25 protein-coding genes and 3 pseudogenes are annotated in these 25,463 nt (G+C 49.5%); 11 read left to right on the top strand and 17 right to left on the bottom strand.

The annotated features are described in order from the left end of the window. Positions 1-192: 192 nt before the first annotated feature. The 4 genes from ACLD4K_RS01990 to ACLD4K_RS02005 all read right to left on the bottom strand — a co-directional run bounded on the left by ACLD4K_RS01990 (position 193) and on the right by ACLD4K_RS02005 (position 4,275). Positions 193-912: a FadR/GntR family transcriptional regulator gene (locus ACLD4K_RS01990; protein WP_000023780.1), complete on the bottom strand. Its 720-nt coding sequence runs from the start codon at positions 910-912 to the stop codon at positions 193-195. Positions 913-1,002: 90 nt separating this feature from the next. Beyond that, positions 1,003-2,094, bottom strand: coding sequence for an L-idonate 5-dehydrogenase (gene idnD, locus ACLD4K_RS01995; RefSeq protein ID WP_411011302.1), 1,092 nt, complete (start codon positions 2,092-2,094; stop codon positions 1,003-1,005). Further along, the gene (locus ACLD4K_RS02000) at positions 2,063-3,424 is read right to left on the bottom strand and encodes an MFS transporter (protein WP_411011303.1); all 1,362 of its coding nucleotides are present in this window, start codon (positions 3,422-3,424) and stop codon (positions 2,063-2,065) included. The genes idnD and ACLD4K_RS02000 overlap by 32 nt, the downstream gene beginning before the upstream one ends. Positions 3,425-3,507: 83 nt before the next feature. Then, complete coding sequence (locus ACLD4K_RS02005; RefSeq protein WP_183060421.1) at positions 3,508-4,275, bottom strand: SDR family oxidoreductase; 768 nt, start codon at positions 4,273-4,275, stop codon at positions 3,508-3,510. A gap of 338 nt (positions 4,276-4,613) precedes the next feature. On the opposite strand from ACLD4K_RS02005, the gene ACLD4K_RS02010 reads away from it, so the two are divergent. Continuing rightward, positions 4,614-5,867 (top strand): enolase C-terminal domain-like protein, encoded by a 1,254-nt coding sequence (locus ACLD4K_RS02010; RefSeq protein ID WP_411011304.1) that lies wholly within the window; start codon positions 4,614-4,616, stop codon positions 5,865-5,867. Positions 5,868-6,007: 140 nt separating this feature from the next. Here ACLD4K_RS02010 and aac(6') read toward each other — a convergent pair whose 3' ends face one another. From aac(6') to ACLD4K_RS02050, 8 genes are all read right to left on the bottom strand, one after another. Next, the gene (gene aac(6') / locus ACLD4K_RS02015; protein WP_411011305.1) at positions 6,008-6,445 is read right to left on the bottom strand and encodes a cryptic aminoglycoside N-acetyltransferase AAC(6')-Iy/Iaa; all 438 of its coding nucleotides are present in this window, start codon (positions 6,443-6,445) and stop codon (positions 6,008-6,010) included. Next, positions 6,445-7,236 carry a DeoR/GlpR family DNA-binding transcription regulator gene (locus tag ACLD4K_RS02020; RefSeq protein ID WP_001670738.1) on the bottom strand — a complete coding sequence of 264 codons (792 nt, stop codon included), beginning with the start codon at positions 7,234-7,236 and terminating at the stop codon, positions 6,445-6,447. The genes aac(6') and ACLD4K_RS02020 overlap by 1 nt, the downstream gene beginning before the upstream one ends. A gap of 15 nt (positions 7,237-7,251) precedes the next feature. Further along, positions 7,252-7,884, bottom strand: a complete 633-nt coding sequence (locus ACLD4K_RS02025) for a ribulose-phosphate 3 epimerase family protein (protein ID WP_000600620.1) — start codon at positions 7,882-7,884, stop codon at positions 7,252-7,254. An 11-nt stretch (positions 7,885-7,895) separates the two neighbouring features. After that, complete coding sequence (gene sgcA / locus ACLD4K_RS02030) at positions 7,896-8,333, bottom strand: SgcA family PTS sugar transporter subunit IIA (protein ID WP_000606454.1); 438 nt, start codon at positions 8,331-8,333, stop codon at positions 7,896-7,898. A gap of 131 nt (positions 8,334-8,464) precedes the next feature. Continuing rightward, complete coding sequence (sgcQ, locus tag ACLD4K_RS02035; protein ID WP_000118615.1) at positions 8,465-9,271, bottom strand: BtpA family protein SgcQ; 807 nt, start codon at positions 9,269-9,271, stop codon at positions 8,465-8,467. A gap of 13 nt (positions 9,272-9,284) precedes the next feature. After that, positions 9,285-10,598: a PTS sugar transporter subunit IIC SgcC gene (gene sgcC / locus ACLD4K_RS02040; protein WP_000460835.1), complete on the bottom strand. Its 1,314-nt coding sequence runs from the start codon at positions 10,596-10,598 to the stop codon at positions 9,285-9,287. Between the two features lie 10 nt (positions 10,599-10,608). Further along, positions 10,609-10,890 (bottom strand): PTS sugar transporter subunit IIB SgcB, encoded by a 282-nt coding sequence (gene sgcB, locus ACLD4K_RS02045; RefSeq protein ID WP_000976132.1) that lies wholly within the window; start codon positions 10,888-10,890, stop codon positions 10,609-10,611. Next, entirely contained in the window at positions 10,887-12,005 is a 1,119-nt protein-coding gene (locus ACLD4K_RS02050) for a M42 family metallopeptidase (RefSeq protein WP_000144623.1), read from the bottom strand. Before ACLD4K_RS02050 ends, sgcB begins: the two co-directional genes overlap by 4 nt. Before the next feature lie 216 nt (positions 12,006-12,221). Here ACLD4K_RS02050 and rimL point away from each other — a divergent pair, with 216 nt between their 5' ends. After that, complete coding sequence (rimL, locus tag ACLD4K_RS02055; RefSeq protein WP_411011306.1) at positions 12,222-12,761, top strand: 50S ribosomal protein L7/L12-serine acetyltransferase; 540 nt, start codon at positions 12,222-12,224, stop codon at positions 12,759-12,761. On the opposite strand, the gene ydcK is transcribed toward rimL, so the two are convergent. Further along, positions 12,758-13,738, bottom strand: coding sequence for a YdcK family protein (ydcK, locus tag ACLD4K_RS02060; protein ID WP_411011307.1), 981 nt, complete (start codon positions 13,736-13,738; stop codon positions 12,758-12,760). The two genes, rimL and ydcK, sit on opposite strands and share 4 nt — an antisense overlap. Before the next feature lie 106 nt (positions 13,739-13,844). Between ydcK and tehA the strand changes: the two genes are divergently transcribed. From tehA to ACLD4K_RS02075, 3 genes are all read left to right on the top strand, one after another. Further along, positions 13,845-14,858 (top strand): dicarboxylate transporter/tellurite-resistance protein TehA, encoded by a 1,014-nt coding sequence (gene tehA / locus ACLD4K_RS02065; RefSeq protein ID WP_183060409.1) that lies wholly within the window; start codon positions 13,845-13,847, stop codon positions 14,856-14,858. Next, positions 14,845-15,441: a tellurite resistance methyltransferase TehB gene (gene tehB, locus ACLD4K_RS02070; RefSeq protein WP_411011308.1), complete on the top strand. Its 597-nt coding sequence runs from the start codon at positions 14,845-14,847 to the stop codon at positions 15,439-15,441. The genes tehA and tehB overlap by 14 nt, the downstream gene beginning before the upstream one ends. A gap of 155 nt (positions 15,442-15,596) precedes the next feature. Further along, the gene (locus ACLD4K_RS02075; protein ID WP_411011309.1) at positions 15,597-16,265 is read left to right on the top strand and encodes a DUF3313 domain-containing protein; all 669 of its coding nucleotides are present in this window, start codon (positions 15,597-15,599) and stop codon (positions 16,263-16,265) included. Between the two features lie 53 nt (positions 16,266-16,318). Here the strand turns inward: ACLD4K_RS02075 and ACLD4K_RS02080 are convergent. Continuing rightward, positions 16,319-17,067, bottom strand: a pseudogene (locus ACLD4K_RS02080) (benzoate/H(+) symporter BenE family transporter). Positions 17,068-17,085: 18 nt separating this feature from the next. Here ACLD4K_RS02080 and ACLD4K_RS02085 point away from each other — a divergent pair. Together ACLD4K_RS02085 and ACLD4K_RS02090 are read left to right on the top strand one after the other, a co-directional pair. Next, positions 17,086-17,249, top strand: a pseudogene (locus tag ACLD4K_RS02085) (XRE family transcriptional regulator); the annotation flags it as partial. 78 nt (positions 17,250-17,327) lie between these two features. After that, complete coding sequence (locus ACLD4K_RS02090) at positions 17,328-19,292, top strand: peptidase U32 family protein (protein WP_411011310.1); 1,965 nt, start codon at positions 17,328-17,330, stop codon at positions 19,290-19,292. Here the strand turns inward: ACLD4K_RS02090 and ACLD4K_RS02095 are convergent, their stop codons facing one another. Then, positions 19,293-19,523: a DUF2554 family protein gene (locus tag ACLD4K_RS02095; protein ID WP_000956438.1), complete on the bottom strand. Its 231-nt coding sequence runs from the start codon at positions 19,521-19,523 to the stop codon at positions 19,293-19,295. 199 nt (positions 19,524-19,722) lie between these two features. On the opposite strand from ACLD4K_RS02095, the gene ACLD4K_RS02100 reads away from it, so the two are divergent. Continuing rightward, on the top strand, positions 19,723-20,007 hold the full coding sequence (locus tag ACLD4K_RS02100) for a hypothetical protein (protein WP_094964475.1): 285 nt from the start codon (positions 19,723-19,725) through the stop codon (positions 20,005-20,007). A gap of 368 nt (positions 20,008-20,375) precedes the next feature. Here ACLD4K_RS02100 and pipB read toward each other — a convergent pair whose 3' ends face one another. Both pipB and ACLD4K_RS02110 read right to left on the bottom strand, forming a co-directional pair. Continuing rightward, positions 20,376-21,224 (bottom strand): SPI-2 type III secretion system effector PipB, encoded by an 849-nt coding sequence (gene pipB, locus ACLD4K_RS02105; RefSeq protein ID WP_411011311.1) that lies wholly within the window; start codon positions 21,222-21,224, stop codon positions 20,376-20,378. A 103-nt stretch (positions 21,225-21,327) separates the two neighbouring features. Next, positions 21,328-22,472: pseudogene (locus ACLD4K_RS02110) on the bottom strand (IS3 family transposase); the annotation flags it as partial. A gap of 37 nt (positions 22,473-22,509) precedes the next feature. On the opposite strand from ACLD4K_RS02110, the gene ACLD4K_RS02115 reads away from it, so the two are divergent. The 3 genes from ACLD4K_RS02115 to ACLD4K_RS02125 all read left to right on the top strand — a co-directional run bounded on the left by ACLD4K_RS02115 (position 22,510) and on the right by ACLD4K_RS02125 (position 25,372). Continuing rightward, positions 22,510-22,992, top strand: a complete 483-nt coding sequence (locus tag ACLD4K_RS02115) for a hypothetical protein (protein ID WP_411011312.1) — start codon at positions 22,510-22,512, stop codon at positions 22,990-22,992. A 567-nt stretch (positions 22,993-23,559) separates the two neighbouring features. Then, a complete protein-coding gene (locus ACLD4K_RS02120; RefSeq protein ID WP_183060401.1) occupies positions 23,560-23,937 on the top strand; it encodes a D-alanyl-D-alanine dipeptidase in 378 nt (125 codons plus the stop codon). Between the two features lie 664 nt (positions 23,938-24,601). Next, positions 24,602-25,372 carry a M15 family metallopeptidase gene (locus ACLD4K_RS02125; protein WP_411011313.1) on the top strand — a complete coding sequence of 257 codons (771 nt, stop codon included), beginning with the start codon at positions 24,602-24,604 and terminating at the stop codon, positions 25,370-25,372. The last annotated feature ends 91 nt before the right edge of the window (positions 25,373-25,463 follow it).

Here is a 25,463-nt window from a genome sequence, read left to right on the forward strand (position 1 = left end):
AAATTATTGTATGTTAAGGGGGGGCCTGGGGCTTGGCTATTTGAAGCTTCGCTGATTTCAGGCCGCACTGCCACGATTTTAAAGTGGGACTATGTCACTAAATAGTTGATGGATCACTTTACTCCGTTGATGGCAACTATTTCGGATTCAGATATGCTAAAGTGTTCTACTAGTTGAGCTTGTAACCAACGGTTATTTTGTCCCTGATGTCTCTGTAGATTTGATTTTCTCGATCGCAATAATGTTGCCTGACATCGCTTCATTGAGCACTTCGACTGCCGTGCTGGCATCGCGATTCTTTATGGACATGTAGACCTTGATATGGGCTTCCACACTTTCAAGGGTAATACCCAGCGCACGGTTAAGCTCTTCAAGATAGTAGTAATAGATGTCTTTAATCGAGCTCATCACGTTGTAGAACACGCTGTTGTGCGATGCCCTGACAATCGCCAGATGGAACTCGTAGTCCGCTTCCGAGTATTTTTTATAATCACCTTTGTGGATCAGCATGTTATTCAATGCTTCTTCGAGCTGGCGAATGTCATCATCGGTGGCGTGTGTGACGGCGAGCTCCACGCATTTGAACTCCACAGTCTGACGAAAAATCATCATATCGTGAAACTCTTCGCGGCTAAGGTGCATGATTGGGCGGGGATCGTTACTCAACATCTGCGGAGTGAAGTTTTCGCTCACGTAGCTGCCGCTGCCCTGACGCGTCACCACAATCCCCAGGTCACGAAAACGCTGCACTGCGCTGCGAACGCTGACCCGGCTGACGTTAAATGAGGTGGTCAGCTCCGCTTCTGAGGGCAAACGGCTACCCGGCGCCCAACTGCCGTCCAGTAGTTTGCTGCTTATCTGATCATAAATTTCATTTACAACATTCTGTTTTTGAATGGATTTTATGCTCAAGATGGGTATCCGTTAAGATGTCGCTGAAGTGACTTATTATATAACAATTCTCTTTTAAGAACAAAGCGCCCGGCCGAGCGCTTTTCACCGTTAATCGAAACGAATGAGTACCTTAGCAGAGACATTTTTGTCTGTGGCGGTAATCAGCGCGTCTTCAATTTGCTGGGGCGGGAACTCGGCGCTGATAAGCGGGCGAGGATCGACGCGCCCATCCTCCAGCCAGCGTACCGCGGTGATGAACTCACCGATAAAACGGAATGAGCCGACCCAGTTGAGTTCTTTAACCAGCATCGTTGACACTGGCCAGCTTACCGGGCTGGCACCCATCCCCACCTGAACGATGGTGCCGGCAGGGCGGGTGAAGTCGACGGTAGATGCCACGGCAATCGGCGCGCCGGAGGCCTCAAACACGACATCAAAGTAGCCTTTATGCTGCTGATAATGGGCAACCTGTTCTTCATCGCGCGGATCCATCACCGCTGTGGCCCCCATCTGGCGTGCCAGTTCCAGACAGCGTGGGCTGAGATCGGATGCCACCAGTTCAGATGCTCCGGCACTGCGCGCCGCCGCGAGGATCAGACAACCAATGGGGCCTGCGCCAATCACCAGTACGCGTTTGCCGGTCAACTGGCCCGCCTTTTTTACTGCATGAATGGCGACCGCCAGCGGTTCCGAAAAGGCCATCACGTTTGCGGGCACGCGCCTATCGTAAGGAATGCATTGCTCCGGTTTTACCACCACGTATTCAGAAAAACCGCCATTCACATGCGGATTGAACTGCGCGCTGCCCATAAAGCGCATGGAGCCGCACAGATTTTGATGGCCGGAAAGGCACATCTCGCACTGATTGCAGGGGCTGGACGGGTTCACCGCAACCGTCTGGCCCACTTTCAGATCGCTGCCTGCTGGCACTTTGCCGATCACGCCAACAAACTCATGGCCAATCACCATCGGGTGCTTGAGGACAGACATCCCCGCGCGGCCATGCTGATAGTAGTGAATATCAGAGCCACAGATGCCGCCGCAGGCGACCTTCACGACGACGTCATGTTCACTGTGCTCAATTTCACGTGATTCAAAGCGTACGTCTTTTTCCGCATGGGCCAGACAAGCGTTACAAGTTATTTTTTCCATTTTGATAATGACCTCATTATTTGTTGGCAGTTGCCGGGTTAATGGCATTCTTATCTACAGTGGCGGTATTCTTTTTTTCAGGCAGGATCACTTCAATTTTGCCCACCAGGAATATGTAGGCTAATAAGCCCAGTCCGGCGACGCCTGCGATATACCACATGGCATACTGGAAGTTTTGCGTGCGCTGGAGAATAACCCCAATAACAATTGGGCTAACGATCCCCGAAAGGTTGCCGCAAATATTTAAAAAGCCACCCATAGTGCCGAGAAAATTACGGGGAATCACATCGCTCCAGACCACCCAGCCCAGGTTTGAAAAGGCGTTGGCAAAGAACGCAACAGACAGAATGACAATCGCAATAACCGGCTGGTTTTCAAAGAAATTGACCAGGCCAATAATCATTGTGACGCACAGGCCAGCCATAACGGGTAATTTTCGTGCCAGCGTTCGGGATTTTCCTTTTTTCAGCAGCATGTCGCTTAGCGTACCGCCACAGAGCACCCCAAGCATCGCCATAATATAGGGCAGCATGGCGCCTATCCCGGCTTTGGAAATAGAGAGATGCAGTCCTTTTTCCAGGTAAACAATAAACCAGGTCAGGAAGAAATAGAGCGTAGACGAGCAGGCAAACTGGGTGATGAACAAACCCCAAATCGTTTTTTTGCTGAGGAAGAATTTAATATTTTGCCAGCTAATTTTTGCACTCACGGAGGATTGATTCTCCGAGCCATAGCCGCCGCCTGCTTTGATATAATCCAGTTCGGCCTGGTTCACAGCAGTGCTGTGCTGTGGATCGCGGTAATACATAAGCCAGTAGATGCCAAACAGAATACCGGCGCCACCGGACAGATAAAACGACATTTCCCAACCGTAGTTAGCCACAATAAAGGCGAGGGCAGGCGTCAGCAGCGCGAGACCGATATATTGTGCACTGGAATAAATCGCGGTCGCACGGGCACGTTCATGGTCCGGGAACCAGGTGGCAATTATTTTTGTGTTAGACGGGAAGGATGGCGCTTCGGCAATACCAATTAATGCGCGGCAGGCCAGAAGCATTGCAAATGAAGCGGTTGCCGTCGCGAATAAATGGTGTGAGGCGAACCCCATCATAAAGGTAAAAATACTCCACAGAATAATCGCACCACCATAAAGAATACGTGAGCCAATACGATCAAGAACATAGCCGACAGGAATTTGACTGGCAGCGTAGGCCCAGGTAAACATGGAGAAAAGCAAACCCAGTTGTGTTGGCGTCAGACTGAAATCATTCTGGATATTCGAACCAGCAACGGCAAGATTGGCGCGATCCATATAATTAATTGCAGTCACAATAAACAGCAATGTGAGAATAAAGAGTCGTTGTCTTGAAGCCTTCATAATAATACCTGTGTTATATCGGCATGCATCGGGGTGAACACATGCCATCAATTTTAAAGGCGAGTAGGTAGAGTGCGGGCGACTTATAAAACTGCGAGCCAGCCACCATCGACGTAAATAATCTGCCCGTTGATATAATCAGATGCTCTGGATGATAAGAAGATAGCGGTGCCGATGAGCTCTTCCGGACGACCCCAACGCTGAGAAGGGGTGCTGCTTTTCACCCAGCTATCGAACTGCTTGTCTTCGATAAGCGCGGTGTTCATGTCGGTCAGAATGTAGCCAGGTCCAATGGCGTTGGTCTGGATATTAAACTGCGCCCATTCTGCAGCCATCGAGCAGGTGAGCATTTTGATGCCGCCTTTTGCTGCCGTGTACGGGGCAACAGTCGGGCGGGCCGCCTGGCTGGTGAGCGAGCCGATATTAATAATTTTGCCGCCGCTGTTGCGGGCGATCATCCGTTTTGCCGCCGAGCGGGAGACTAAAAATGCGCTGGTCAGGTTAGTGTCGATCACCTTCTGCCAGTTTTCCAGCTCCAGCTCGACCATTGGTTTGCGGTACTGAATACCGGCGTTATTGATCAGGATATCAACATGGATCCCTTCTGCATCAAGTTTGCTAAAAGCTGCCTCAATCGCCAGTTCATCGGTGACGTCAAAAGCCATGCCATGTGCGTCGTAGCCTTTTCTGGTCAGCGTATCCACTGATTCGGCCAACAGCGTGGCGCGAATATCATTCAGGATAACCCGTGCACCCGCAGCGGCAAGACCCTCTGCGTAGGCAAAGCCCAGTCCTCGTGCAGAACCCGTTACCAGCGCCGTTTTCCCAGTTAAATCAAATAAAGCGGTCATGTTGTTTCCTCACTTGTTTAATTTGTATGACGACTATCCTTTTTTAAGGTTGAATTTTCACCCTGATAAAATCAACAGTTCACCCATGAATTTGCAACAAGGATCACAAACAGCTCCACATGGCGACCGCGTAATTAATATTAATTAATTGAATTATATGTATATATTTGGTTTAAATTTAACGCAGTTTGATCGCTGTCACAGAATGACACTCGCAGCGATCTGCTGTAAAAGAAGCGTGATATAACAGCGTAAAGTTGTAGGACAACTTACGTATATATGTTGTATCATCCACAACGGTATGACATGCGGTAAATTCGCTGAGTTAAGGAGTGAAAGTGAGTAACCTGAAAATTACCAACGTGAAAACGATTCTGACGGCACCGGGCGGCATTGATTTGGCAGTCGTTAAGATAGAAACCAACGAGCCAGGGCTGTATGGGCTGGGATGCGCGACATTTACTCAGCGTATCTTCGCGGTAAAAAGCGCGATCGATGAGTACATGGTGCCTTTTCTGGTTGGCAAAGATCCGACCCGTATTGAGGACATCTGGCAGTCAGGTGTGGTGAGCGGCTACTGGCGCAATGGCCCGATCATGAACAATGCATTGTCCGGCGTGGACATGGCACTGTGGGATATCAAAGGTAAGCTAGCGGGGATGCCGGTTTATGATCTGCTGGGCGGCAAATGCCGTGATGGGATCCCGCTGTACTGCCACACCGACGGTGGCGATGAAGTTGAAGTGGAAGATAACATCCGAGCCAGAATGGAAGAGGGTTACCAGTACGTTCGCTGCCAGATGGGAATGTACGGTGGTGCGGGGACCGATGACCTTAAACTGATCGCCACGCAGCTAGCTCGTGCGAAGAACATTCAGCCGAAACGTTCACCGCGCAGCAAAACGCCCGGCATCTACTTTGACCCGGACGCCTACGCCAAAAGCGTTCCGCGTCTGTTCGACCACCTGCGTAACAAGCTCGGTTTTGGCATCGAATTTATTCATGATGTACATGAGCGCGTGACCCCGGTGACTGCCATTAATCTGGCCAAAACGCTTGAACAGTATCAACTATTTTATCTTGAGGATCCGGTGGCACCGGAAAACATCGACTGGCTGAAAATGCTGCGCCAGCAGTCTTCCACTCCGATATCCATGGGTGAGCTGTTTGTGAATGTGAATGAGTGGAAGCCGCTCATCGACAACAGGCTCATCGACTACATTCGCTGCCACGTGAGTACCATCGGCGGCATTACGCCGGCGAAGAAACTTGCTGTCTACAGCGAACTGAACGGTGTGCGCACCGCATGGCACGGGCCGGGCGACATTTCTCCAGTCGGGGTTTGCGCCAATATGCATTTGGATTTGAGTTCACCGAACTTTGGCATTCAGGAATACACGCCAATGAACGACGCGCTGCGTGATGTCTTCCCGGGCTGCCCTGAGATTGACCACGGTTATGCCTATCTGAACGATAAGCCGGGTCTGGGTATTGACATTGATGAAGCCAAAGCGGCGAAATATCCGTGCGAGGGGGGAATCCCATCCTGGACAATGGCGCGCACACCAGACGGTACGGCCTCAAGACCGTAAGCAATGAAGGCCCGGCATGCATCTGCCGGGTCTTATTCCCGACGTCCTGATGGACTCCGTTTTAGAAACAGGAATTATTGTATATTGAGGCTGCTTTTTAATCAGTGACCACTTCTCTATAAAGAGCCTGAATATTTCCCTCAACAACGCTTTCGGTAGAAAATGACGCGCTCTGTTTCCTCAAATCCTAACGCCTGGTGAACTTTCTGGGAAATTGTATTTTCCGGCGAGGTATCGGAGGCCATTTCCCGACACCCTTTATTCGTTCCCCATCGTTGCACCGCTGCAATCAATTGTTTCGCTACGCCGCGTTGACGGAATGAGGGGAGAACAAAAATACCTTCAAGGAAAACCACGGGCGAACTGTCGCAACCATTGACATAATCGTGGCGGATTGAGGCATCCGCAAAGCCAATCGCCACCCCGTCTGCCATCGCAATAAATGATGCCAGATGATCGGTTTGCAGAATTTCTTCGCCGTCCGCCAGATGGGCGTCATCCGGGTGACCTGGCCAGAGCTGTTTTCGCAATCCGCGCCAGTGATCCAGATGGGTTTTGTTCATTTGCCTGATGTCCATTAACGCGCTCCTGATGAGGGATCTGACATGATGAGACGGCACCCCGCTTGCTGATAACGTCGGGCGATAGCAGATGGGAGCGCACTGTCGCTAAGAATGGTAGTAATACAGGACAGCGTCGCCACCGCATGGGGTTCTACAGTATCAAACTTTGAGTGATCGGCCATCAATATGACCTCGCGTGAGCGCTGAATGATGCGCGTTTTAACGCCCACTTCAAACATGGTAGCGTTGGTGATGCCCGTTTCAATCGACAGCGCATCGCAGGAGATAAAGGCGCGTTCAACGGCAAAGGCGTTAATCATCTCCAGCGCCAGACTCTCGCCCACCGAAAAGTAACCGGGGCGAATCAGTCCGCCAATAATGTAGCTCTCTACGTGTGGGAAGCCACCCAGTTCATTAGCGATTTTGATGTCATTGCAAATGACTTTTACTTTGGCGTCGACCAGACATTTTGCCAGTTCCAGACAGGTGGAGCCGGAGTCGAGAAAAAAACAGTCGCCATCCTTGATGAACGTGCGGGCGAGGGCGGCGATTTCGCGTTTCGCCTCGCTTTGTAACGTTCGCTTAACGTCGAAAACATATTCTTTATCTTCCGTACTGTCGTCGAAGTCAATACAACCATGGCCGCGAACCATACCGGGATAACGGCTGGCGATATAGTGAAAATCCCGGCGCACGGTTGCCTCTGCATAGCCAAAAAGCTCAATAGCTTGCTGTGTTGAGAGGTGCCTGTGTTGCCAAAGGTAATGCAACATCTGTTTGATACGGTCGGGGCGCTGTTGGCTCATCAGCATATGACTCCTTTATAGCGCGGTGAATTGTGACAACGTCACATCATAGTTCGCCGTCGTGAACAACGCCCGGCCAATCACCAGATGCTGTGCGCCTGCGGCGGCAAGCAGCCGTGCGGCGCGAAGTGTAATACCGCCGTCCGCCCAGCATTCCGCAGCAGGGAAATGCTCTCTGCTCTGGCTCACTTTTTCACACATCGCGGCGATAAATTGCTGTCCGCGTCCGTCGGGTTCGCTGGTCATGATCATCAGCGCATCCAGTTGCAATGCCAGATAACGATAAGGCAATAGCGGCGTTGCCGGGTTAAGCGCCAGTCCTGCTTTCGCCCCGATAGCGCGAATATCCGCCAGAATCTCCGAGGGGTTTTGCACGCTTTCGGCATGAATGAAAATCCAGCCGGGGCGGATAGCTGCAAGCCAGGGTAACCAGCGTTGCGGTGATGAGACCATCAGGTGAAATGAGAGCGGATGGCGAGTGTATTGTGCGACTGCCTGAATGGTTTTCATACCGAAGGTAATATTGTTGATGAAACTGGTATCTTCGATATCCAGATGCAGCGAGCCGAGAGGCACATCGTGTAAAGCGGTCAACGCCTCGGCATAGCGCAGCGGATCGGCGGAGGCCAGTGAAGGGTGCAGGATCATCGGAACCTCCATCAGCGCAATGCGGTTAATTGCGCGAAAAGCGCGGCGTCATTTGGCGCATCTTGCAGCATCGCGACGCTTTCCGGCGAGTCGAGCCACTGGCTGATGCGTTGAATGGTGCGAATATGTGCTTCGGCATCCGTGGCGCTGGCGCAAAGCAACAGCCAGATGGGATCGCAATCCGCATTACCGAAAGCGACCGGCGTTGCTAACGTAGTGACGCTGATTTGATTATGGTTGGCGCCTTGCTCTGGTCTGGCATGGGGCAGCGCAATCCCCGGCGCGATAAGATAATATGGCCCCCATTTAAGGGTGTTCTCAATAATACCGTCCAGGTAGCAGGGGGCCGCCGCGCCGAAGGTAATCAGCGGACGAACGGCGATATCCAGCGCGTGTCGCCAGTCGCTGGCATGGCGTTGCGCCTGAACCCACTTAACATCATTAATCATCGATCGTTGACTCCTTGCCGGTTCGGGTTACTCTGGAACCGATCCCCGGCGTGTCTTTTGGCGAAGGCGACGGAGATCGGCAGAAGAGTTATCGCTCTCTGCAGGGGATAAGCGTTTTGCTTATCCCCATTTTATTGTCGGATATGGCGTACTTTCTCCATAAACTTCGCCACGCGCGCCTGGTCGACAAAGTTGGCGAAGACGCCGTCTTTTTTAAACGTGGTTGCCGTTACGCATCCGTCGGCAATGCAGAGCTGCTCCTCGACGTTTTCCAGACACACCCCGGTATTCGCCAGCACGACCGTGTCGGGGACGGTCTCTTTTACCCGCTTCAGTATGGCGCTATCCGTGCGAGCGCCCGCCGTCAGCCCCGAGACGCACAGGGCATCGGGGTTATTGTTAAATACGGTCGATTTCGCAATTGAACAGACATCCCGGTTTCCCAGATACACCGCCGCTTCCGGCACGATGTTAAACAGCGTTTTCACGTGGCCTGCGCCGATGCGATGCTGATGGCGAATGGTTTCGCCGACATTCGTATCCCAGACGCCAAAATCGCTGGCGTAAGCGCCGGTGAAAATTTCGCGAATAAATTTTGCGTCGGTCGCCATCGCCAAATCAAACGAGGCCACAGGGTCCCACAACACGTTTACCCCAAACGGTACGCGAATTTCACTCATTAACTGACCGATGATTCTTGCCATCGCGGCGGTCGTTTCCGGTCTGACTTTCGTTAAATAAGGCAGACTAAATTCGTTGGAGAACATCACTGCATCCACGCCGCCATTTTGTAGCGCCATTAAATCGTCATGGGCGCGGTCAATTACCCAGTTCATGCCTTTCCTGGTATCGAACCCGGGATCGCCCGGCAGCGCCCGTAAATGGCACATGGCGATAACGGCTTTTTCTGTTCCTATTACCTCTTTTAGCCAACTCATTCTGGGTTGCTCCTTATTCCGGTAGTTCACGTTTACGTAAGACAAGTATGATGCTGGCGACAATGCCGACCACAATAACCACGCCAATCATGCCCAGCGACATCAATTCAGATATTGACCAGCCAAACATGTTTCCCACCGACAGCGCAGTAATTTGCGCGTTTTCAGCGGCGAAACTAAAGCCGCCTTTGAGCGCCATATCGGTAAAGTACGGTGCGAACTGGGTGGCGATCAGCAAAACGGTAATCATGACAATGATGCCGCTGAGCAGAGTACGAATCAGATCGCCGCGATGAATAACCGTGGCCATGCAGATAAAAAACGGCGCAACCGGTAAATCAGCCAACGGCAGGACTTTATTGCCCGGCAGTATGCTCGCCAGAATTAACATGATGGGAATTAACAGCAGTCCAACCGCGATGGTGGTCGGGTGGCCTAACGTCACTGCGGTATCCAGACCGATAAAGACTTCGCGCCCTTTAAAGTGTTTCTGGAAGAACTTACGCGCGCCGTCGGAAATGGGCATTAATCCCTCAACGATAAGGCGAATCATGCGCGGAAACAGCACCATAATCGCCGCCACGGTAATCATTAAGGTTGCGCACCCTTTAAAGCCTTCGCCTGCGGCAAGTCCGAAGATCAGTCCGAGAACAACGCCAATGATCACCGGGTCGCCGACCATCCCATACCGTTTTTGGATCTCCTGAGCGTCAATATTGCGTCCTTTCATAAACGGTATTTTTTCGTATATCGCATCCAGCAATACGAACAACGGCACGGAACTGGAGCCATACCCTTGCGGAATAGAAATCCCTTCCAGACCCACAATGTTCTGTACTCGTTTCGCCGTCCAGTCGGCCATTTTCAACGACAAGGCGGCGTGACAAATCGCGCCCAGTACGCCATAAATCAGACTGCCGGTCATCAACTGGACGACCGTTCCGGTAATGGCGTAGTGCCAGTAGTTATAAATATCAACGTTCATGGTTTTGGTCAGACGAGTCACCAACATACCGACGTTGAGCAGAAAGATAACGGGAATGATCATCGCGCCGATGGCCGTCGCATAGCCGACGCCGGACGCGGGCCCGGCGCCGACGTCAAACACATGCAGCGTCAGGCCAAAACGCTCAATCATCACTTTAATCGGCGGACTGAGACTGTCGATCGCCATGACGATCACCAACCCCATGCCGACAAAACCGATGCCGACCGTCACCCCGGCTTTCACTGCCTGCAGCCAGGGAATACGAAAGATTAAGCCGATGATAATCATAATGATGGGCACAAAAACGGTGCCGCCGAGAGACAGGATGTAATCAAACATAATGCCCCCTTTATTGTGTTAACAGCGCCTTGATTTCTTGTTTTAATGCGTCGTCGTTGATGCCTGTCAGCAGGGCGGCGCCGTTGAGCGTCGGGATGCCATAGTCACTGTGCGTACGCATGGACGTTACGATGAGATCCATACCGTTACAGTTCAACGGGATCTCATTCAGACAACATTGCGCCGTGGTTGCCGCAATGCCTTGCTCCGCAAGAAAGTCCTGCAGTTTTTGTGCAATCATGGTGGATGTCGACATGCCGGTACCACATGCCACAAGGATCTTCTTCATCATGGTCGTGCCTCTTGTGTAGCGCCTGTTTCAGGCTCAATGGGAAACTGTTCTGGCGACATGTTAGCCAGCGCAGTCAGTAAACGGATACAATCAGCCAGGTCGCGCAGGCTGGCGACTTCGGCTGGCGAGTGGGTATAGCGGCAGGGAATAGAAAGACTGGCGCAGGGAATACCGTCCAGTTCAACCTGAATGTAGCCGGTTTCGGTGATGACGCCTGGCGCGACTTCTCTCTGTACGGGAATATTATTTTCGTGCGCGGTGGTCTCCAGCATCCGCAGCAAACGCGGCGGCGTAATCAGTCCCGCCAACGTACCGCGTCCGTGATAGTTCAGACAGGTGATGCCGACGCCGTGGTTGACCCGCACATCTGAGTAATCCTGCAGGTCAGGCGTGTCGCAGGATGGGGTGATATCAATACCAATCGCCAGGTCGGGGCGCACGCGTCGTAAAACGGGAATAATGCCGCGAATATTGAACTCTTCCTGTACCGACGCGACCAGGAATACCGCGATATCGAGCGGTGTGGAGGCGAGGGCCTCGGCGACGCCCAGTAGCGCCGTACACCCCAGCCTGTCATCCAGCGCCTTACTGCATACCAGGTCGTTGCCCAGACAGTGCGGCGGGTTGTAAAGGGTTACTGGCGTCCCCACCTGAATACCCATTCGTTCGGCATCCGCTTTATCTTTTGCGCCGATATCAATCCAGAGTTTATCGAGCGCGGGTGGCTGGGTGCGCTCGTCACCCTTCGCGAAGTGATATGCTTTAATACCGATACAGCCCATGATATCGCCTGAACGTCCGGCAAGCGTCACAATCGAACCGGGCATAGTAATTTGCGCCGGGCCGCCCACGCGTTCAAAACGTAAAAAACCGGAGGGTTCGATCTTGCGTACCATAAAACCCACTTCATCCATATGCGCAAAAATCATCAGGCGAAGCGCGTCGGATTTATCGCTGCCATAACGGGCGACAACATTGCCTAAGCGATCCCGCCAGACGTCTTTGGCCTGCTGTTCGAACGCGTGCTGCATAACGTTTGCAATACTGCTTTCATGTCCTGAAATCCCGTTTAGCCGCAGTAAAGAAAAAAGCGTTTCCTGCACAGAAAAGGTCATTGGCGTCTCCGTGGTGATAAAACAATCAGTCGTTGAGCGTTTTATAGGCGGAGAATGGTTGGATAAGTGTGAAATGTGTCACGCGGAAATACGCTAAATATGGCCAATAAAAAATAATGTGATGGCGATACAATAAAAACGCTCATATCACCTGCGGGTTATCGGTAAACCAGGCTATTTATGTGATCACGACCAACAACGAAGAAGGGCAACGCGATGGTGGAAATTATTCCTGTTAGCACGACGCTGGAACTGCAAGCGGCAGATGAAAGTCATGTTCCGGCGCTGCACCAACTGGTACTCAAAAACAAAGCGTGGCTACAACAGTCGCTCGACTGGCCGCAATATGTCACGGCGCAGGAGGAAACGCGTAAGCATGTGCAGGGTAATATACTGTTGCACCAGCGTGGTTACGCCAAAATGTACCTGATTTTTTGCCAGAATGAGATGGCGGGCGTACTCTCATTTAATGCCATCGAACCGATAAACAAAGCCGCCTATATCGGTTACTGGCTGGATGAGTCCCTCCAGGGACAAGGGATAATGTCGCAATCATTACAGGCGCTGATGACACATTATGCCCGGCGCGGCGATATTCGGCGCTTTGTCATTAAATGCCGCGTTGATAATCAGGCCAGTAATGCGGTTGCACGGCGCAACCATTTTACGCTGGAAGGCTGTATGAAACAGGCAGAATATCTTAACGGCGACTATCACGACGTTAATATGTATGCCCGCATTATTGATACGGTTTAAAGGGAACCGACTAAGGGGGTACGCGTAATACGATCCTCGCCATTAATCACTTTTGGGCCGCGCAGGTGAATAGTATTGCCGTCAAAGGCTATCACCGCCGCCCGTCCGCTAATCTCGACCTGGTGCTCAATCAGAATTTCGCCCTGTATACAGGCATGGCCTTCAATCAGCACGCGGTCGTCCAGTAAAATCGGGCCTCCGCGTACCTCAGCATGTCCGCCTACCAGCACATGATGTTTTAACACACAGTTGCCTTCGATTAACGCATGTTCCGCTACCTGCGAGCTGTAGCGAAGGGTAGGGATCGCATCTTCCTCTGTGCCGGCGATAACCCGCGCATGGCCATAGACTTTGGCGCAGTCACAGATCCAGACATTATTGTCTTTGTTGCCTTCGATGAGCGCGAAATCAAAGACCTCCGCCCGGTGCTCAATAAAAGCGTGTGTGATAGTGGCGTCGCCATAAAGCTGTACCTGATGGACAATCCGCGAATGGTTCAGGGTGGCGCGATCGTAAATTTGTAAAATCTGCGCATGTTCATGCGTTAGTCCCTGAATGGCGAGAATTTCGGACTGGTTTAACACGCGGGCATCACCATAAATCGCACACTCTCCGCGCACGGAAGAGGACTGAATAGTGACGTCGTCACTTATTCGTGCGCCATCGCTGATATCAGCGCGATCAATCCAGACGTTATCGCCTATTCGCACGTTATTGTAGAGCGTGCACGGCTGCGTGATACGCGCATTACCCGTAATTTCCGTGCCCGCAAAGGCCATCGCGTTTTCATCATAAATCCAGCAATTCCCCTGTTGTGACAGCACATTATCGGCATCAACCCAGCCGCCGGAGGTTCCGGCTTTAACATCGTTAAAATCCGTTACGGCAATAACTTGTCGTAATAAGACGCTTTTCTTCTCACCGTCTACCTGATAAGTAAAAGCACGAGGTTCTTCACTCAGTCGATATTTGGTCATAGGGAAATTCCGTGTGAACGATTAAGATAACCGTAGCAAAGGTACTGGCGAAACAACCAGAAATTCCATAAAATGCATTTCAAATATACTTTATAAATTAAACAAAATGCGTAATCACAAGCAGAGCGATCGCGTGCTCAATCTGCCTGCGGGCTATTTTGGCATCGTCCTTGGCACTATCGGTATGGGATTCGCCTGGCGTTATGCCAGCCAGATATGGGCAATAAGCCACTGGCCCGGCGACATCATGGTGATCCTGGCGATGATTATTTGGGGACTCTTGACCCTGGCGTTCCTTAGCCGTCTGGTGCGCTTTCCCCATAGCGTGATGGCTGAAGTGCGACATCCGGTAATGAGCAGTTTTGTCAGCCTGTTTCCCGCCACCACAATGCTGGTCGCGATCGGCTTCGTCCCCTGGTATCGCCCGTTGGCCGTTGCGTTATTCAGCGTGGGGGTCGTCATACAACTGGCGTATGCCGCCTGGCAGACGGCGGGACTTTGGCGCGGAGCGCATCCGGAAGAAGCCACAACCCCAGGGCTTTATTTGCCCACGGTAGCGAATAATTTTATCAGCGCTATGGCCTGTGGAGCGCTCGGTTACAATGATGCCGGACTGGTGTTTTTAGGCGCAGGCGTTTTTTCGTGGTTAAGTCTGGAACCGGTTATTTTGCAGCGACTGCGTAGCTGCGGCGAATTACCGGCGGTGCTGCGTACGTCGCTGGGTATCCAACTGGCGCCCGCGCTGGTCGCCTGTAGCGCCTGGCTGAGCGTCAATGGCGGGGAGGGCGACACGCTGGCGAAAATGCTATTCGGCTACGGTCTGTTACAACTTTTATTTATGCTGCGATTAATGCCCTGGTATTTATCACAACCGTTTAATGCTTCCTTCTGGAGTTTTTCGTTCGGCGTTTCCGCGCTGGCGACCACGGGGTTACATCTTGGTCACGGTAGTGAATCAGGGCTTTTCCATATTCTGGCCGTCCCGCTGTTTATTTTCACTAACGCTATTATCGCTTTATTGCTGGTTCGTACATTTCTATTGCTGGTGCAGGGGACGTTGCTTATTCGCACTGAGCGCGCTGCACTGTTGAAAACGGAGGAAAAAAATGACCGTTCGTGACGAAAATTACTTTACTGAGAAATACGGATTAACCCGCACGCATTCGGATGTGCTGGCGGCGGCAAAGGTTATCGCGCCGGGCCGAACGCTGGATTTGGGATGCGGCAATGGCCGCAATAGTCTGTATCTGGCCGCGAACGGTTATGACGTTACCGCGTGGGATAAAAATCCGGCCAGTATGGCTAACCTTGAGCGTATTAAAACGGCAGAAGGGCTGGACAATCTGCAAACCGACATTGTCGATCTGAATACATTGACCTTTGACGGCGAGTACGATTTTATTCTCTCGACGGTGGTTATGATGTTTCTTGAGGCGCAAACCATTCCCGGTTTAATTGCCAATATGCAACGCTGCACAAAACCCGGGGGGTATAATTTGATTGTTGCGGCAATGGATACGCCGGACTTTCCCTGTACGGTGGGATTCCCGTTCGCTTTTAAAGAAGGCGAATTACGCCGCTATTACGAAGGATGGGACATGCTGAAATACAACGAAGATGTCGGCGAGCTTCACCGCACGGACGAAAACGGCAACCGTATCAAACTGCGCTTTGCTACAATGCTGGCGAGAAAAACGGCCTGAGCGATGCAAGTTCTGTAAGTCTCGCAGCGTTCGGCATTTTTTTGTCGGGCGCCGCGTTCAAATTGTGCTGTCGTTACCATTTTTAGTGCATCCAGAATGATTTCGTTTTGCTATTATTTCCTTTGCATCATTGCGAAGACTAAAGGGATCGTTTCATGCGTACTCATACTTTATTTAAAGTTGCAGTGCTTACTGGTTTGCTGGCGTTATCCGGCTGTGCGTCCAAAGTCACACAGCCGGATAAGTATTCTGGATTCTTAAAAAATTATTCGGACCTGAAGGAAGCTACCTCCGCCACGGGGAAACCGGTGTTGCGCTGGGTAGATCCACATTTCAATGACTCTAACTATGACAGTATTGTTTACAATCCGATAACATATTATCCCGTCCCCAAGCCAACGACCCAGGTCGGGCAGCAAGTTCTTGATAAACTGCTGGCTTATACGAACACTAAAGTAAAATCAGCAATTGAACAGCGCAAACCGCTGGTCACGACGCCAGGGCCGCGCAGTTTGATTTTCCGCGGAGCGATTACGGGCGTGGATACCAGCAAAGAAGGACTGCAATTCTATGAGGTGATCCCTGTAGCGCTGATTGTGGCGGGCACGCAAATGGCGACGGGCCACCGAACCATGGATACCCACCTCTATTTTGAGGGTGAGCTGATAGATGCCGCGACCAACAAGCCGGTCGTCAAGGTAGTGCGCCAGGGTGAAGGTCAAGACCTGAGCAATTCCAGTACGCCAATGGCGTTTGAAACGTTGAAACAGGTCGTGGATGATATGGCGACGGATACCTCTATGTTTGACGTTAACAAAAAATAATTCTGCGGCGCCATCGCAAGATGGCGCAAACCCCGGCAGATTAGCGGTCGCCATCAGCCAGACAACGATGGGCGGCGCGTTCTCGTTAATACTGCGTAGCCTATCCCGCCAGCGATCAACCCCCAGAATGCCGATCCGATGCCCATCAGCGTAAGTCCGCTGGCGGTGACGAGAAATGCGATAACTGCCGCGTTACGCTCACTTTCGTGAGTAAGCGCCTGATACAGGCTACCGCTAATCGCCCCTTACCCTGGATGAGCGCCTCCGTTATCCCCATGACCATGGCAGCAATAACGGCATAGCGAGGCGCGAATACTTTAAAGAGTAGCCACGCCAATAGCATACCGCCGCACATGACAAACTCTCCGTTGAGCATCCCGAACGCCTGCAGGCCGAAGCGTAGCAGTATTCCCGCCAGCATTGCGGCGGCAAGAGAATGGGGGATTATCCGCATCAAACGCGCAAACAATCCCGTGACGCCGCACAGCACAATCAGGGCATTGGCGACAATGAATATGCCCACGGTGTCTGGCAACGATAATCCCTGAAGCCCTGTTACCAACAGAGCGGCGCCAGGCGTTGACCTGGCGGTTAAAACCGGCGCACGATACCACAAGGTTAACGTTAGTGTGCTTATGCCCATTGCTATACCGAGGGCGGTCATCCAGCCGGCGATCTCTGCGGCTGTTGCGCCAGCGGCAAGCGCCGCCTGCCAGATAATGGCGGCTGAACTTGCATAGCCGACCAGAACGGCGACCAGACCCGATAATACAGTAGGTAATGGCAGTGATAACAGACGCATGATCGCCTCTTGTGCGTTAATGTGGTGGTGATTCAGGGTCGGCTGGACGTACTGGTGGGGTATGGCAAACCATAGACGCCGGTAAAGGTTTGCGTTTTGCCGGCGATACGGCGCATACCTATCGCAACAGCAGTGACCATACGGTTCATTTTCACTCGCTGATCCATTACCCGCGTGATTAAGCGGGAAAACTATTTCGTTAGTTTGCGCTTCTGACTACAATAGCCGCCATTTCGCTGCTATTGGATAAGAAAGACTGTATGCGCCAGCAACCTCACTATCTCGAATTGTTAAGTCCGGCCCGTGACGCCGCAATTGCTCGCGAAGCGATTTTGCATGGCGCAGATGCCGTCTACATCGGCGGACCCGGTTTTGGCGCGCGTCATAACGCCAGTAACAGTCTGCGCGATATCGCCGATTTGGTCCCGTTTGCCCATCGTTACGGCGCCAGGATTTTTGTCACGCTGAATACTATCCTGCATGATGATGAGCTGGAGCCCGCGCAGCGGTTAATCACCGATTTGTACGACACCGGGGTGGATGCGCTGATTGTGCAGGATATGGGCATTCTGGAACTGGATATCCCGCCGATTGAGCTTCACGCCAGTACACAGTGTGATATTCGCAGCGTGGAAAAAGCGAAGTTTCTTGCCGATGTCGGTTTTTCACAGATTGTACTGGCGCGCGAGCTTAATTTGAGTCAGATAGCGGCTATTCATCAGGCTACTGACGCCACGATTGAGTTCTTCATTCATGGCGCGCTGTGTGTCGCTTATTCTGGGCAGTGTTATATCTCTCATGCGCAAACCGGGCGCAGCGCCAATCGGGGCGACTGTTCGCAAGCCTGTCGCTTACCGTATACGTTAAAAGACGATCAGGGGCGGGTGGTCTCTTACGAAAAACATTTGCTATCGATGAAAGATAACGACCAAACGGCTAACCTCGGCGCGTTGATCGATGCAGGCGTACGTTCCTTCAAGATTGAAGGGCGCTATAAAGACATGAGCTATGTCAAAAACATCACCGCGCATTATCGTCAGATGCTGGACGCGATTATCGAGCAACGTGGCGATCTGGCGCGTGCGTCGGTTGGTCGGACCGAGCACTTTTTTGTTCCCTCCACGGAGAAAACCTTCCATCGCGGCAGCACCGACTATTTTGTTAACGCGCGGAAAGGCGATATTGGCGCATTTGATTCACCAAAGTTTATTGGCTTGCCGGTAGGCGAGGTGCTGAATGTGGCGAAGGATTATCTCGATGTAGAAGCTACGGAGCCGTTGGCGAATGGCGATGGTCTGAACGTGTTGATTAAGCGTGAAGTGGTGGGTTTTCGTGCCAATACGGTGGAGAAAACCGGTCATAACCGCTACCGCGTTTGGCCAAATGATATGCCTGCCGACCTGCATAAAGTCCGTCCGCATCATCCGTTGAATCGTAATCTGGATCATAACTGGCAGCAAGCACTGACAAAAACCTCCAGTGAGCGCCGTGTGGCGGTTGATATCATGCTGGGCGGCTGGCAGGAACAGCTTATTCTGACGCTGACCAGTGAAGACGGTGTCTGCATCACGCATACGCTTGATGGGGTATTTGAGGAAGCCAATAACTCTGAAAAAGCGTTGAATAACCTAAAAGCCGGACTGGCGAAGCTGGGACAAACGCTTTACTACGCGCGTGATATGAGGGTGACATTACCGGCGGCGTTGTTCGTGCCAAATAGCCTGCTCAATCAGTTCCGTCGGGAGGCGATTGATATGCTTGACGCGGCACGTCTGACCCGTTATCAACGAAGTCGTCGGAAACCCGTGGCGCAGCCTGCGCCCGTCTATCCGCAAACGCATCTCAACTTTCTCGCTAATGTCTACAACCACAAAGCGCGGGAATTTTATCACCGTTACGGCGTACAATTGATTGATGCGGCCTATGAGGCGCATCAGGAGAAGGGCGAGGTACCGGTCATGATCACCAAACACTGCCTGCGTTTTGCGTTCAACCTTTGTCCAAAGCAGGCGAAAGGAAATATTAAGAGCTGGAAAGCCACGCCGATGCAGTTGGTGCATGGCGATGAGGTACTGACGCTAAAATTCGACTGCCGCCCATGCGAAATGCATGTCATTGGCAAAATTAAAAACCACATCTTAAAAATGCCCCAGCCTGGCAGCGTTGTCGCTTCAGTGAGCCCTGAAGCGCTGATGAAAACGCTGCCGAAGCGCAGGGGCGTTTAATTAACGAAAATAGCTTTCTGGTTTGCGCGATTTCTGCCAGTTGTGGTGCTCGCGCAAGCCTTCCGCTGATTCTTCCGCTGCCGCCCGTAATTCATCGCTGTCGGCTTCGTGTCTAAGTTGGTGCCCTCCCGTCGCAAACCATACGAATGCGTGGTCTTGCTGTTTCGCCAGTAACTGGCCTGAAAACAGCGCACAGGTCAGTAAAACTACTGATAACGTTTTTGTAAGCATCATGCCACCTTCCAGTTACGTCGTGAGGCTATGATGCCAATAATTTCTTTGAGTTATTATTCAACACTTCAAATTAGCGAAAACGGTTTGTCAATAAGTGCGATAAGTTGTATGAGAACACGTAGCCGGGTCAGTGATTAAATTCGTTCATTATTGCAATGATATCACTGGGTGTTGGAAAAATGAAGGCAATTCATCTATGTATGATCTTATCCTCCATGAGGATAATGGAAAATTATCAGGAACTTATTGTTTTATTAATGCGAATGGAAGCAGGATTGATTGCGATAAAAACAATTCAATAATCGATGGTTCCATTGATAATGAATTTGGAATCATATCGTTTGGCGGAAGTGGCGAGGGTAAATTAATTTATAATCATAATTATTTAACATTGAAAATGATAGACTCTACACCTTTCGATAATTTTAATATGCATATTCCTGAGGAAGTAAAATTCTCAATAACGAATGAATGTAAATAGCGAAACCAGTAGGAAAAGCTTTAGGAAGGAACTCCAGATCTTATTGCTTAATGCATAGTATCATGCTCAATTTGAGAGAAACATCACGCTATTCAGCGTGATGTTCTCAATAAAACCAATTTATATTCAATTAATTACCATCATGACGATGTGATATCCCCCATCTGGGATGCATCACCCCTGGTTGCAGTGGTTAATGACTTTTTCACTAAGGATAGATTATATGTTCATTTTTATAATGAAATTCAGATGTCGGTAATTTTTTTAATAAAAAACAAGGAGTATTCTCTTAGTTGAATACTCCTTGCTATAAAATCCTTTACAAGGGATATTTTTATTAATATGGCGTGATCCAGAAGTCACGGCTATCACAACCAATCTGAAGCTGGCAAAAGAGAGGGCGGCGTTTCATTCGTGTTATCCTGGGGGCCAGGACGATGTTGAACATCTGGCAGGCCAGCTTCGGGTAATCCCTTTGTACCCTTTAGATTAGCACCTGTTAGCGTTGTGTTGCATAGAACAGTACCAGTTAAGTCTGCACAGAATATGTTAGCGTCGGTCATGTCTGCATCTGTCAGATTTGCATCAACTAGGCTTGTGTAAGCCATTGTTGCACCCTGTAGTTTTGCGCCACAAAAATTTACGCCAGAAAGATCTGAACCATAGAAAGATGCATAGGAGGCATCTGTATTTTCAAAATTTTCATTCTGTAAATCTTTATAAGCCAGGTATACTCCACGTAGGTTAAGCTTACCTTCCTCGGTTAAAAGTGAATCCTCCTGGTATATATTATATTTACGAATCAGTTTTAACATTTGACAGACACTCCAAAATTTATTACCATCAAATTCACCTGTTATCGTTTTTCCATCTTTACTCACTTCTATAGTGACCATGGGGGCTTTATTTTCATATTCAGGGGCTGTGACACATGACAGGCATATAGTACACCCGTTGATATCCTCCATAAATATTTTGGCACCACTATAAAAATCATCTTTATTTACATGTAATAACGCTGAAGTCAGCTTTTCCACTACCTCCTGAAAGCATCTTTCGTTGCTTCTCCTCACTCCACCACAGGTAAAAAAATTGACAATCCATTCCAGTATACCGCGTGGTGAAGTTGAATTTCTCATCGCTTCTTTCGTACCAGTACTGGCCGCATTTAAATATTTTAATATATTTTCTGGGGACGTGTTGTTAGTTATTGGCATTTTTATTCCTTATAGATGGGTGTGAGTCAAGCCACATTATGTAAGGAATATCAAAAAAAGATATAGGGTGATTTTTGTATTTTGAATCGCCACGGATAATCCAGACACTTCTGAGCCGTTGATAATATTGATTTTCATATTCCGTCGGTGACATCTGATTGCTCGAACCATGCCGACGCTTACTGTTATAAAACATTTCGCTGTAATCAAATATATTGCTGCGGGCTTCTTCCCGCGTTCCGTAGATCTTTTTCTTTATCCGCTCGCGTTTCAGTAACTGGAAAAAGCTTTCTGCAACCGCGTTATCGTGACAGTTACCGCGACGGCTCATACTCCCTTCCAGGCCGTGTGATTTCAGGAACGACTGCCACTCATGGCTTGTGTACTGACTGCCCTGGTCCGAGTGAACCAAGCACCGGTCTTTGCGGATTACGCCGCCATACAGCCATCAGCAGTGCGTTCAGGGCAATGTCCTTTGTCATACGGGATTGCATTGACCAGCCGATAATTTTGCGTGAGAACAGGTCAACAACCACGGCCAGATACAACCAGTCTTCGTGAGTCCTGATGTAGGTTATGCCCGTTACGCAACGCTCATCCGGAGCATCCGGATTGAACTGTCGCTGGAGCCTGTTGGGCGATACGATACTGGCCTCGCCTTTGCGTGCCCGCGGGCTCCGGTACCCGACGTGAGCCTTTATCCCGGCACGATTCATCAGTCGCCAGACTCTGTTGACTCCGCACTGTTGCCCGCTATCCCGCAAGTCCAGATGGATCTTGCGATAACCATAAACGCAACCGGACTCCAGCCAGAACTGTTTGATCTGTCCCGTCAGTCTCAGATCTACCTGGTGGCGCTGAGAATACGGTTGCTTAAACCAGGCGTAAAAGCCACTGGGATGGATATTCAGCACCCTGCAGAGCAGACGAACAGGCCAGCAACGGGAGTTGTCACGAATAAAGGCGTACCTCAGTCGGACTACTTTGCGAAGTACGCCGCGGCTTTTTTAATATGTCCCGTTCGTCAGTAACCCGCTTCAGCTCTTTCTGGAGACGGCGGATCTCGGCCTGAGCATCTGACTGTTCTTTATTAGTGGAAGAATCTGGACCGTACTTCTTTATCCAGGCGTAAAGGCTGTGGGTGGTGATATCGAGACGTGTTGCAACGCTGGAAACAGAATGACCGCGATCAATGACTTGTTTGACTGCTTCAATTTTAAACTCTTCGGGATAACGTGTACCGCTCATGGGCACCTCTCTTTAAGTCATTTTAAATGACTCCGAGGTGTCTGTTAAACCTGTGGCGATTCAGTTAGCAACAGAATGTAAGCAAGCATGCCTGGATAAAGTCTGTTATATGGAAAAAGTAATTGATACATATGTCAGGTCACTCAAATTGCCTTCTGGTAATTGGTGTGATGCTGTTGGCGATAAACATCCCTACGTTTACATAACGAATGGAAATGCGCGTTGTAGTCCTGCAGAAATCGTAACAGTGCCAGACAATATTGCTTATTTCGATTTATACACAATAACAGATGACGATCCTCATCATCCAAAAGCCGAAAAAATCCGTATTTTAATGAATGTTACCGACTATGACACATTTGATGTAACAGTTGCTGGTTATCGCGTTGAGACTTTTCGAGCGGTAGGTACAGATGAAAAAATTGCTGATATTTCTGAATTTATTAAAAATGATATCATAATGTCATTGAATAACTCATCACTTGTCGGTTACAAACTAAAAGATCCTATCTATCTGTAGGATTGTGTACATCATTGATGCCAGGAATAGCGAAACGTATCGATATTTTCAGAGTTCCATTCAACGGCTTGGTTTATACCCAAAATAATTCGAGTTGCTTAAAGGCGGCAAGGGAGTGAGTCCCCAGGAGCATAGATAACTATGTGACTGGGGTGAACGAGCGTAGCCAACACATAAGCAACTTGAAGTATGAAGGGTATATATGTTTTTTCTGGTAAGTATTAACAACATTATTGTTTGTTACAGCCCCTCAAGCATCTATTTATAACTTCTATACACATTAATTCTCCTCGATACTATTTCTCCTAAAAGTAAACCTTTACTAAACCAATATGTATATCGCCCTGCGAAAAATAATGCTGAATGTATTATTAGATTAACAAGGATATCATGTAGGTAAGGGATGCAGGTGCCATGCCAATTCCGGAGAGGATGGTGATATGAGTTTAAAAACAACTTTATAATTTAGCTATGAATTTTGATAGTTTTAATGGTAAGTATTAGCTGGCTGTATTTAATCAGCTAGCTAACTGATGATAAATATTAAAACCGATGAGGTGTCTAATTATGAGGAAGTCAGACAACTATACGCCTAGAAAAACGCCACTTTGGGATGTGCTGGAATCAGATTTGATAAATAATCCTTTGCGGTTTTTATTGCTGCTATTGTGCCGTTTCGCGATCGGATGGCTGCTTTTTCAGTTGGTTGCGATTATTGTTTTGGGAATCTTATTGCTGGGCGTTTTGCTCTTCAACCCTACGGCTATCATACAGGCTATTGCAACCACCGAGAAGTTAAACCATGTCTCGATTGTATTATGGAGTACGCTTAAGTTATGTACATGGCATTACGGTGTTATAGCTGGTTTTGTTTTTATGTTGGGATGTACTGTAAACAAAGGGATAAGACAGGTTCATCGCCTAACAAGAAGGTATGGCTCATAACAACTTAAACGTATCAACGCGTAGGTGAGACTCCTACACAATATTGCAAAAGGATTTTATGCTGGTGATGAATATCAACACGCTATCAATGATGTGGTGATCTTTTTATCAAAACTGAGTATTTCTTATATGCTTTATACGGAAGTATGGTATCCAGTAATGAAAATGACCTTTTAAATTTGCTGGAGGCTCGATGAAACGAGCGAAATCTATCGTTCTGGCATCTGTTTTAATATTATTCGCTACAGTTTTTCAACACCAGCGATGGCGTGGGTTTGTACAGAACAAGGGCATCCACCGGATGTCTGTATGGAGGTATGCAGTGGGCAGACCTGGATACTATTTGCCTATAGCTTTTGCCTTTAATTAGTTATTGTAGCCAGTCGAGCCAGGCGTAAACACAGTTCTGGCCGACTGGCGATAATCATCAGCAAAACGTGGCGCTTTTTTATGGCTAGTTTATCAGTCCGTTAATATTATGCAGGAAAAGTTTAATATTATGCAGGAAAAGTATTGATGCATTTATCCTGTAACTACCGATACGAACTCATATTATTACGTAATGAAAAAGATGCTTATTTTAACCATCGGTTTAAGCGCTGTCCGCTAATGTTTCCCTGCTCAAATACATAATCACCCCTGTGACTCTCGCGAGGTGTAACATATGGTAAAATGCGTATCTTCTTTCCTCTTGTTCAGCCTGTTGTCCGTTCAGGCAATGTCAACTGAAAGCCATATTGATCTCCAACAGCCAAAAGACGTTGTCGACATTACTACGGTCGCCCCCGACGTACAGGTAGACATGCGATACTTCACTTCCCATAACTTTATTGGCCGCTCAATTAAAGGCTATAACGCGCCTGTTTGCCTGTTAACACGACCAGCCGCGAACGCAGTGAAGCAGGTCGCCGATCGTTTACACCCCTTCGGACTTACCTTAAAAATATATGATTGCTACCGTCCGCAAAGCGCAGTGAACGATTTTATCGCGTGGGCCAAAGATCCTTCTCAAAACCAAATGAAAAACGAATTTTATCCGCAGGTAGAGAAAAATCGTCTGTTTGAGGAAGGTTATCTTGCCGCCAGATCCGGCCACAGTCGGGGAAGTACGCTTGATCTAACGATTGTTCCACTCGACAGTAAAATACCGATATACCATCCCGGACGACCACTGGTGAATTGTACTGCGTCCGCGGCGCAACGCTCGCCAGATAATAGTCTGGATTTTGGTACCGGCTTTGACTGTTTTAGTCCGTTATCCCATCCCGATAATGTCATGCTTACCGCTCAGCAACGCGCAAATAGGTTGTTATTACAAACATTGATGCGTGATGCGGGCTTTACGCCACTGGATACTGAATGGTGGCACTTCTCCCTTACTCATGAACCATACCCGAACACCTGGTTTGACTTTCCCGTTAAGCAGAGGCCCTGAAACGGCGTTTTGTGGCGAAATCTAATCATTACGCCTGTTGGAAAGCACCATAACAGTTAGCAAATTGTTGTTAATTTTAACAACTGATATA

The sequence above is a fragment of the Salmonella sp. 741265055_HSA genome (assembly GCF_046569525.1).
Taxonomy (GTDB): Bacteria; Pseudomonadota; Gammaproteobacteria; order Enterobacterales; family Enterobacteriaceae; genus Salmonella; species Salmonella enterica.

What these genes read in the sequence shown, in the direction of transcription:
- ACLD4K_RS02000 (WP_411011303.1), bottom strand. Translation starts at nt 3,424, where the DNA reads ATGAAGGCTTCAAGACAACGACTCTTTATTCTCACATTGCTGTTTATT.
- ACLD4K_RS02095 (WP_000956438.1), bottom strand. Translation starts at nt 19,523, where the DNA reads ATGCTTACAAAAACGTTATCAGTAGTTTTACTGACCTGTGCGCTGTTT.
- sgcA (WP_000606454.1), bottom strand. Translation starts at nt 8,333, where the DNA reads ATGATTAATGATGTTAAGTGGGTTCAGGCGCAACGCCATGCCAGCGAC.
- ACLD4K_RS02020 (WP_001670738.1), bottom strand. Translation starts at nt 7,236, where the DNA reads ATGAGCCAACAGCGCCCCGACCGTATCAAACAGATGTTGCATTACCTT.
- ACLD4K_RS02025 (WP_000600620.1), bottom strand. Translation starts at nt 7,884, where the DNA reads ATGATCCTGCACCCTTCACTGGCCTCCGCCGATCCGCTGCGCTATGCC.
- ACLD4K_RS02120 (WP_183060401.1), top strand. Translation starts at nt 23,560, where the DNA reads ATGAGGAAGTCAGACAACTATACGCCTAGAAAAACGCCACTTTGGGAT.
- ydcK (WP_411011307.1), bottom strand. Translation starts at nt 13,738, where the DNA reads ATGACCAAATATCGACTGAGTGAAGAACCTCGTGCTTTTACTTATCAG.
- sgcQ (WP_000118615.1), bottom strand. Translation starts at nt 9,271, where the DNA reads ATGAGTTGGCTAAAAGAGGTAATAGGAACAGAAAAAGCCGTTATCGCC.
- sgcC (WP_000460835.1), bottom strand. Translation starts at nt 10,598, where the DNA reads ATGTTTGATTACATCCTGTCTCTCGGCGGCACCGTTTTTGTGCCCATC.
- ACLD4K_RS02125 (WP_411011313.1), top strand. Translation starts at nt 24,602, where the DNA reads ATGGTAAAATGCGTATCTTCTTTCCTCTTGTTCAGCCTGTTGTCCGTT.
- idnD (WP_411011302.1), bottom strand. Translation starts at nt 2,094, where the DNA reads ATGCCATTAACCCGGCAACTGCCAACAAATAATGAGGTCATTATCAAA.
- ACLD4K_RS02090 (WP_411011310.1), top strand. Translation starts at nt 17,328, where the DNA reads ATGCGCCAGCAACCTCACTATCTCGAATTGTTAAGTCCGGCCCGTGAC.
- ACLD4K_RS02050 (WP_000144623.1), bottom strand. Translation starts at nt 12,005, where the DNA reads ATGACCTTTTCTGTGCAGGAAACGCTTTTTTCTTTACTGCGGCTAAAC.
- ACLD4K_RS02005 (WP_183060421.1), bottom strand. Translation starts at nt 4,275, where the DNA reads ATGACCGCTTTATTTGATTTAACTGGGAAAACGGCGCTGGTAACGGGT.
- tehA (WP_183060409.1), top strand. Translation starts at nt 13,845, where the DNA reads ATGCGTAATCACAAGCAGAGCGATCGCGTGCTCAATCTGCCTGCGGGC.
- rimL (WP_411011306.1), top strand. Translation starts at nt 12,222, where the DNA reads ATGGTGGAAATTATTCCTGTTAGCACGACGCTGGAACTGCAAGCGGCA.
- ACLD4K_RS02100 (WP_094964475.1), top strand. Translation starts at nt 19,723, where the DNA reads ATGTATGATCTTATCCTCCATGAGGATAATGGAAAATTATCAGGAACT.
- ACLD4K_RS02075 (WP_411011309.1), top strand. Translation starts at nt 15,597, where the DNA reads ATGCGTACTCATACTTTATTTAAAGTTGCAGTGCTTACTGGTTTGCTG.
- tehB (WP_411011308.1), top strand. Translation starts at nt 14,845, where the DNA reads ATGACCGTTCGTGACGAAAATTACTTTACTGAGAAATACGGATTAACC.
- sgcB (WP_000976132.1), bottom strand. Translation starts at nt 10,890, where the DNA reads ATGATGAAGAAGATCCTTGTGGCATGTGGTACCGGCATGTCGACATCC.
- pipB (WP_411011311.1), bottom strand. Translation starts at nt 21,224, where the DNA reads ATGCCAATAACTAACAACACGTCCCCAGAAAATATATTAAAATATTTA.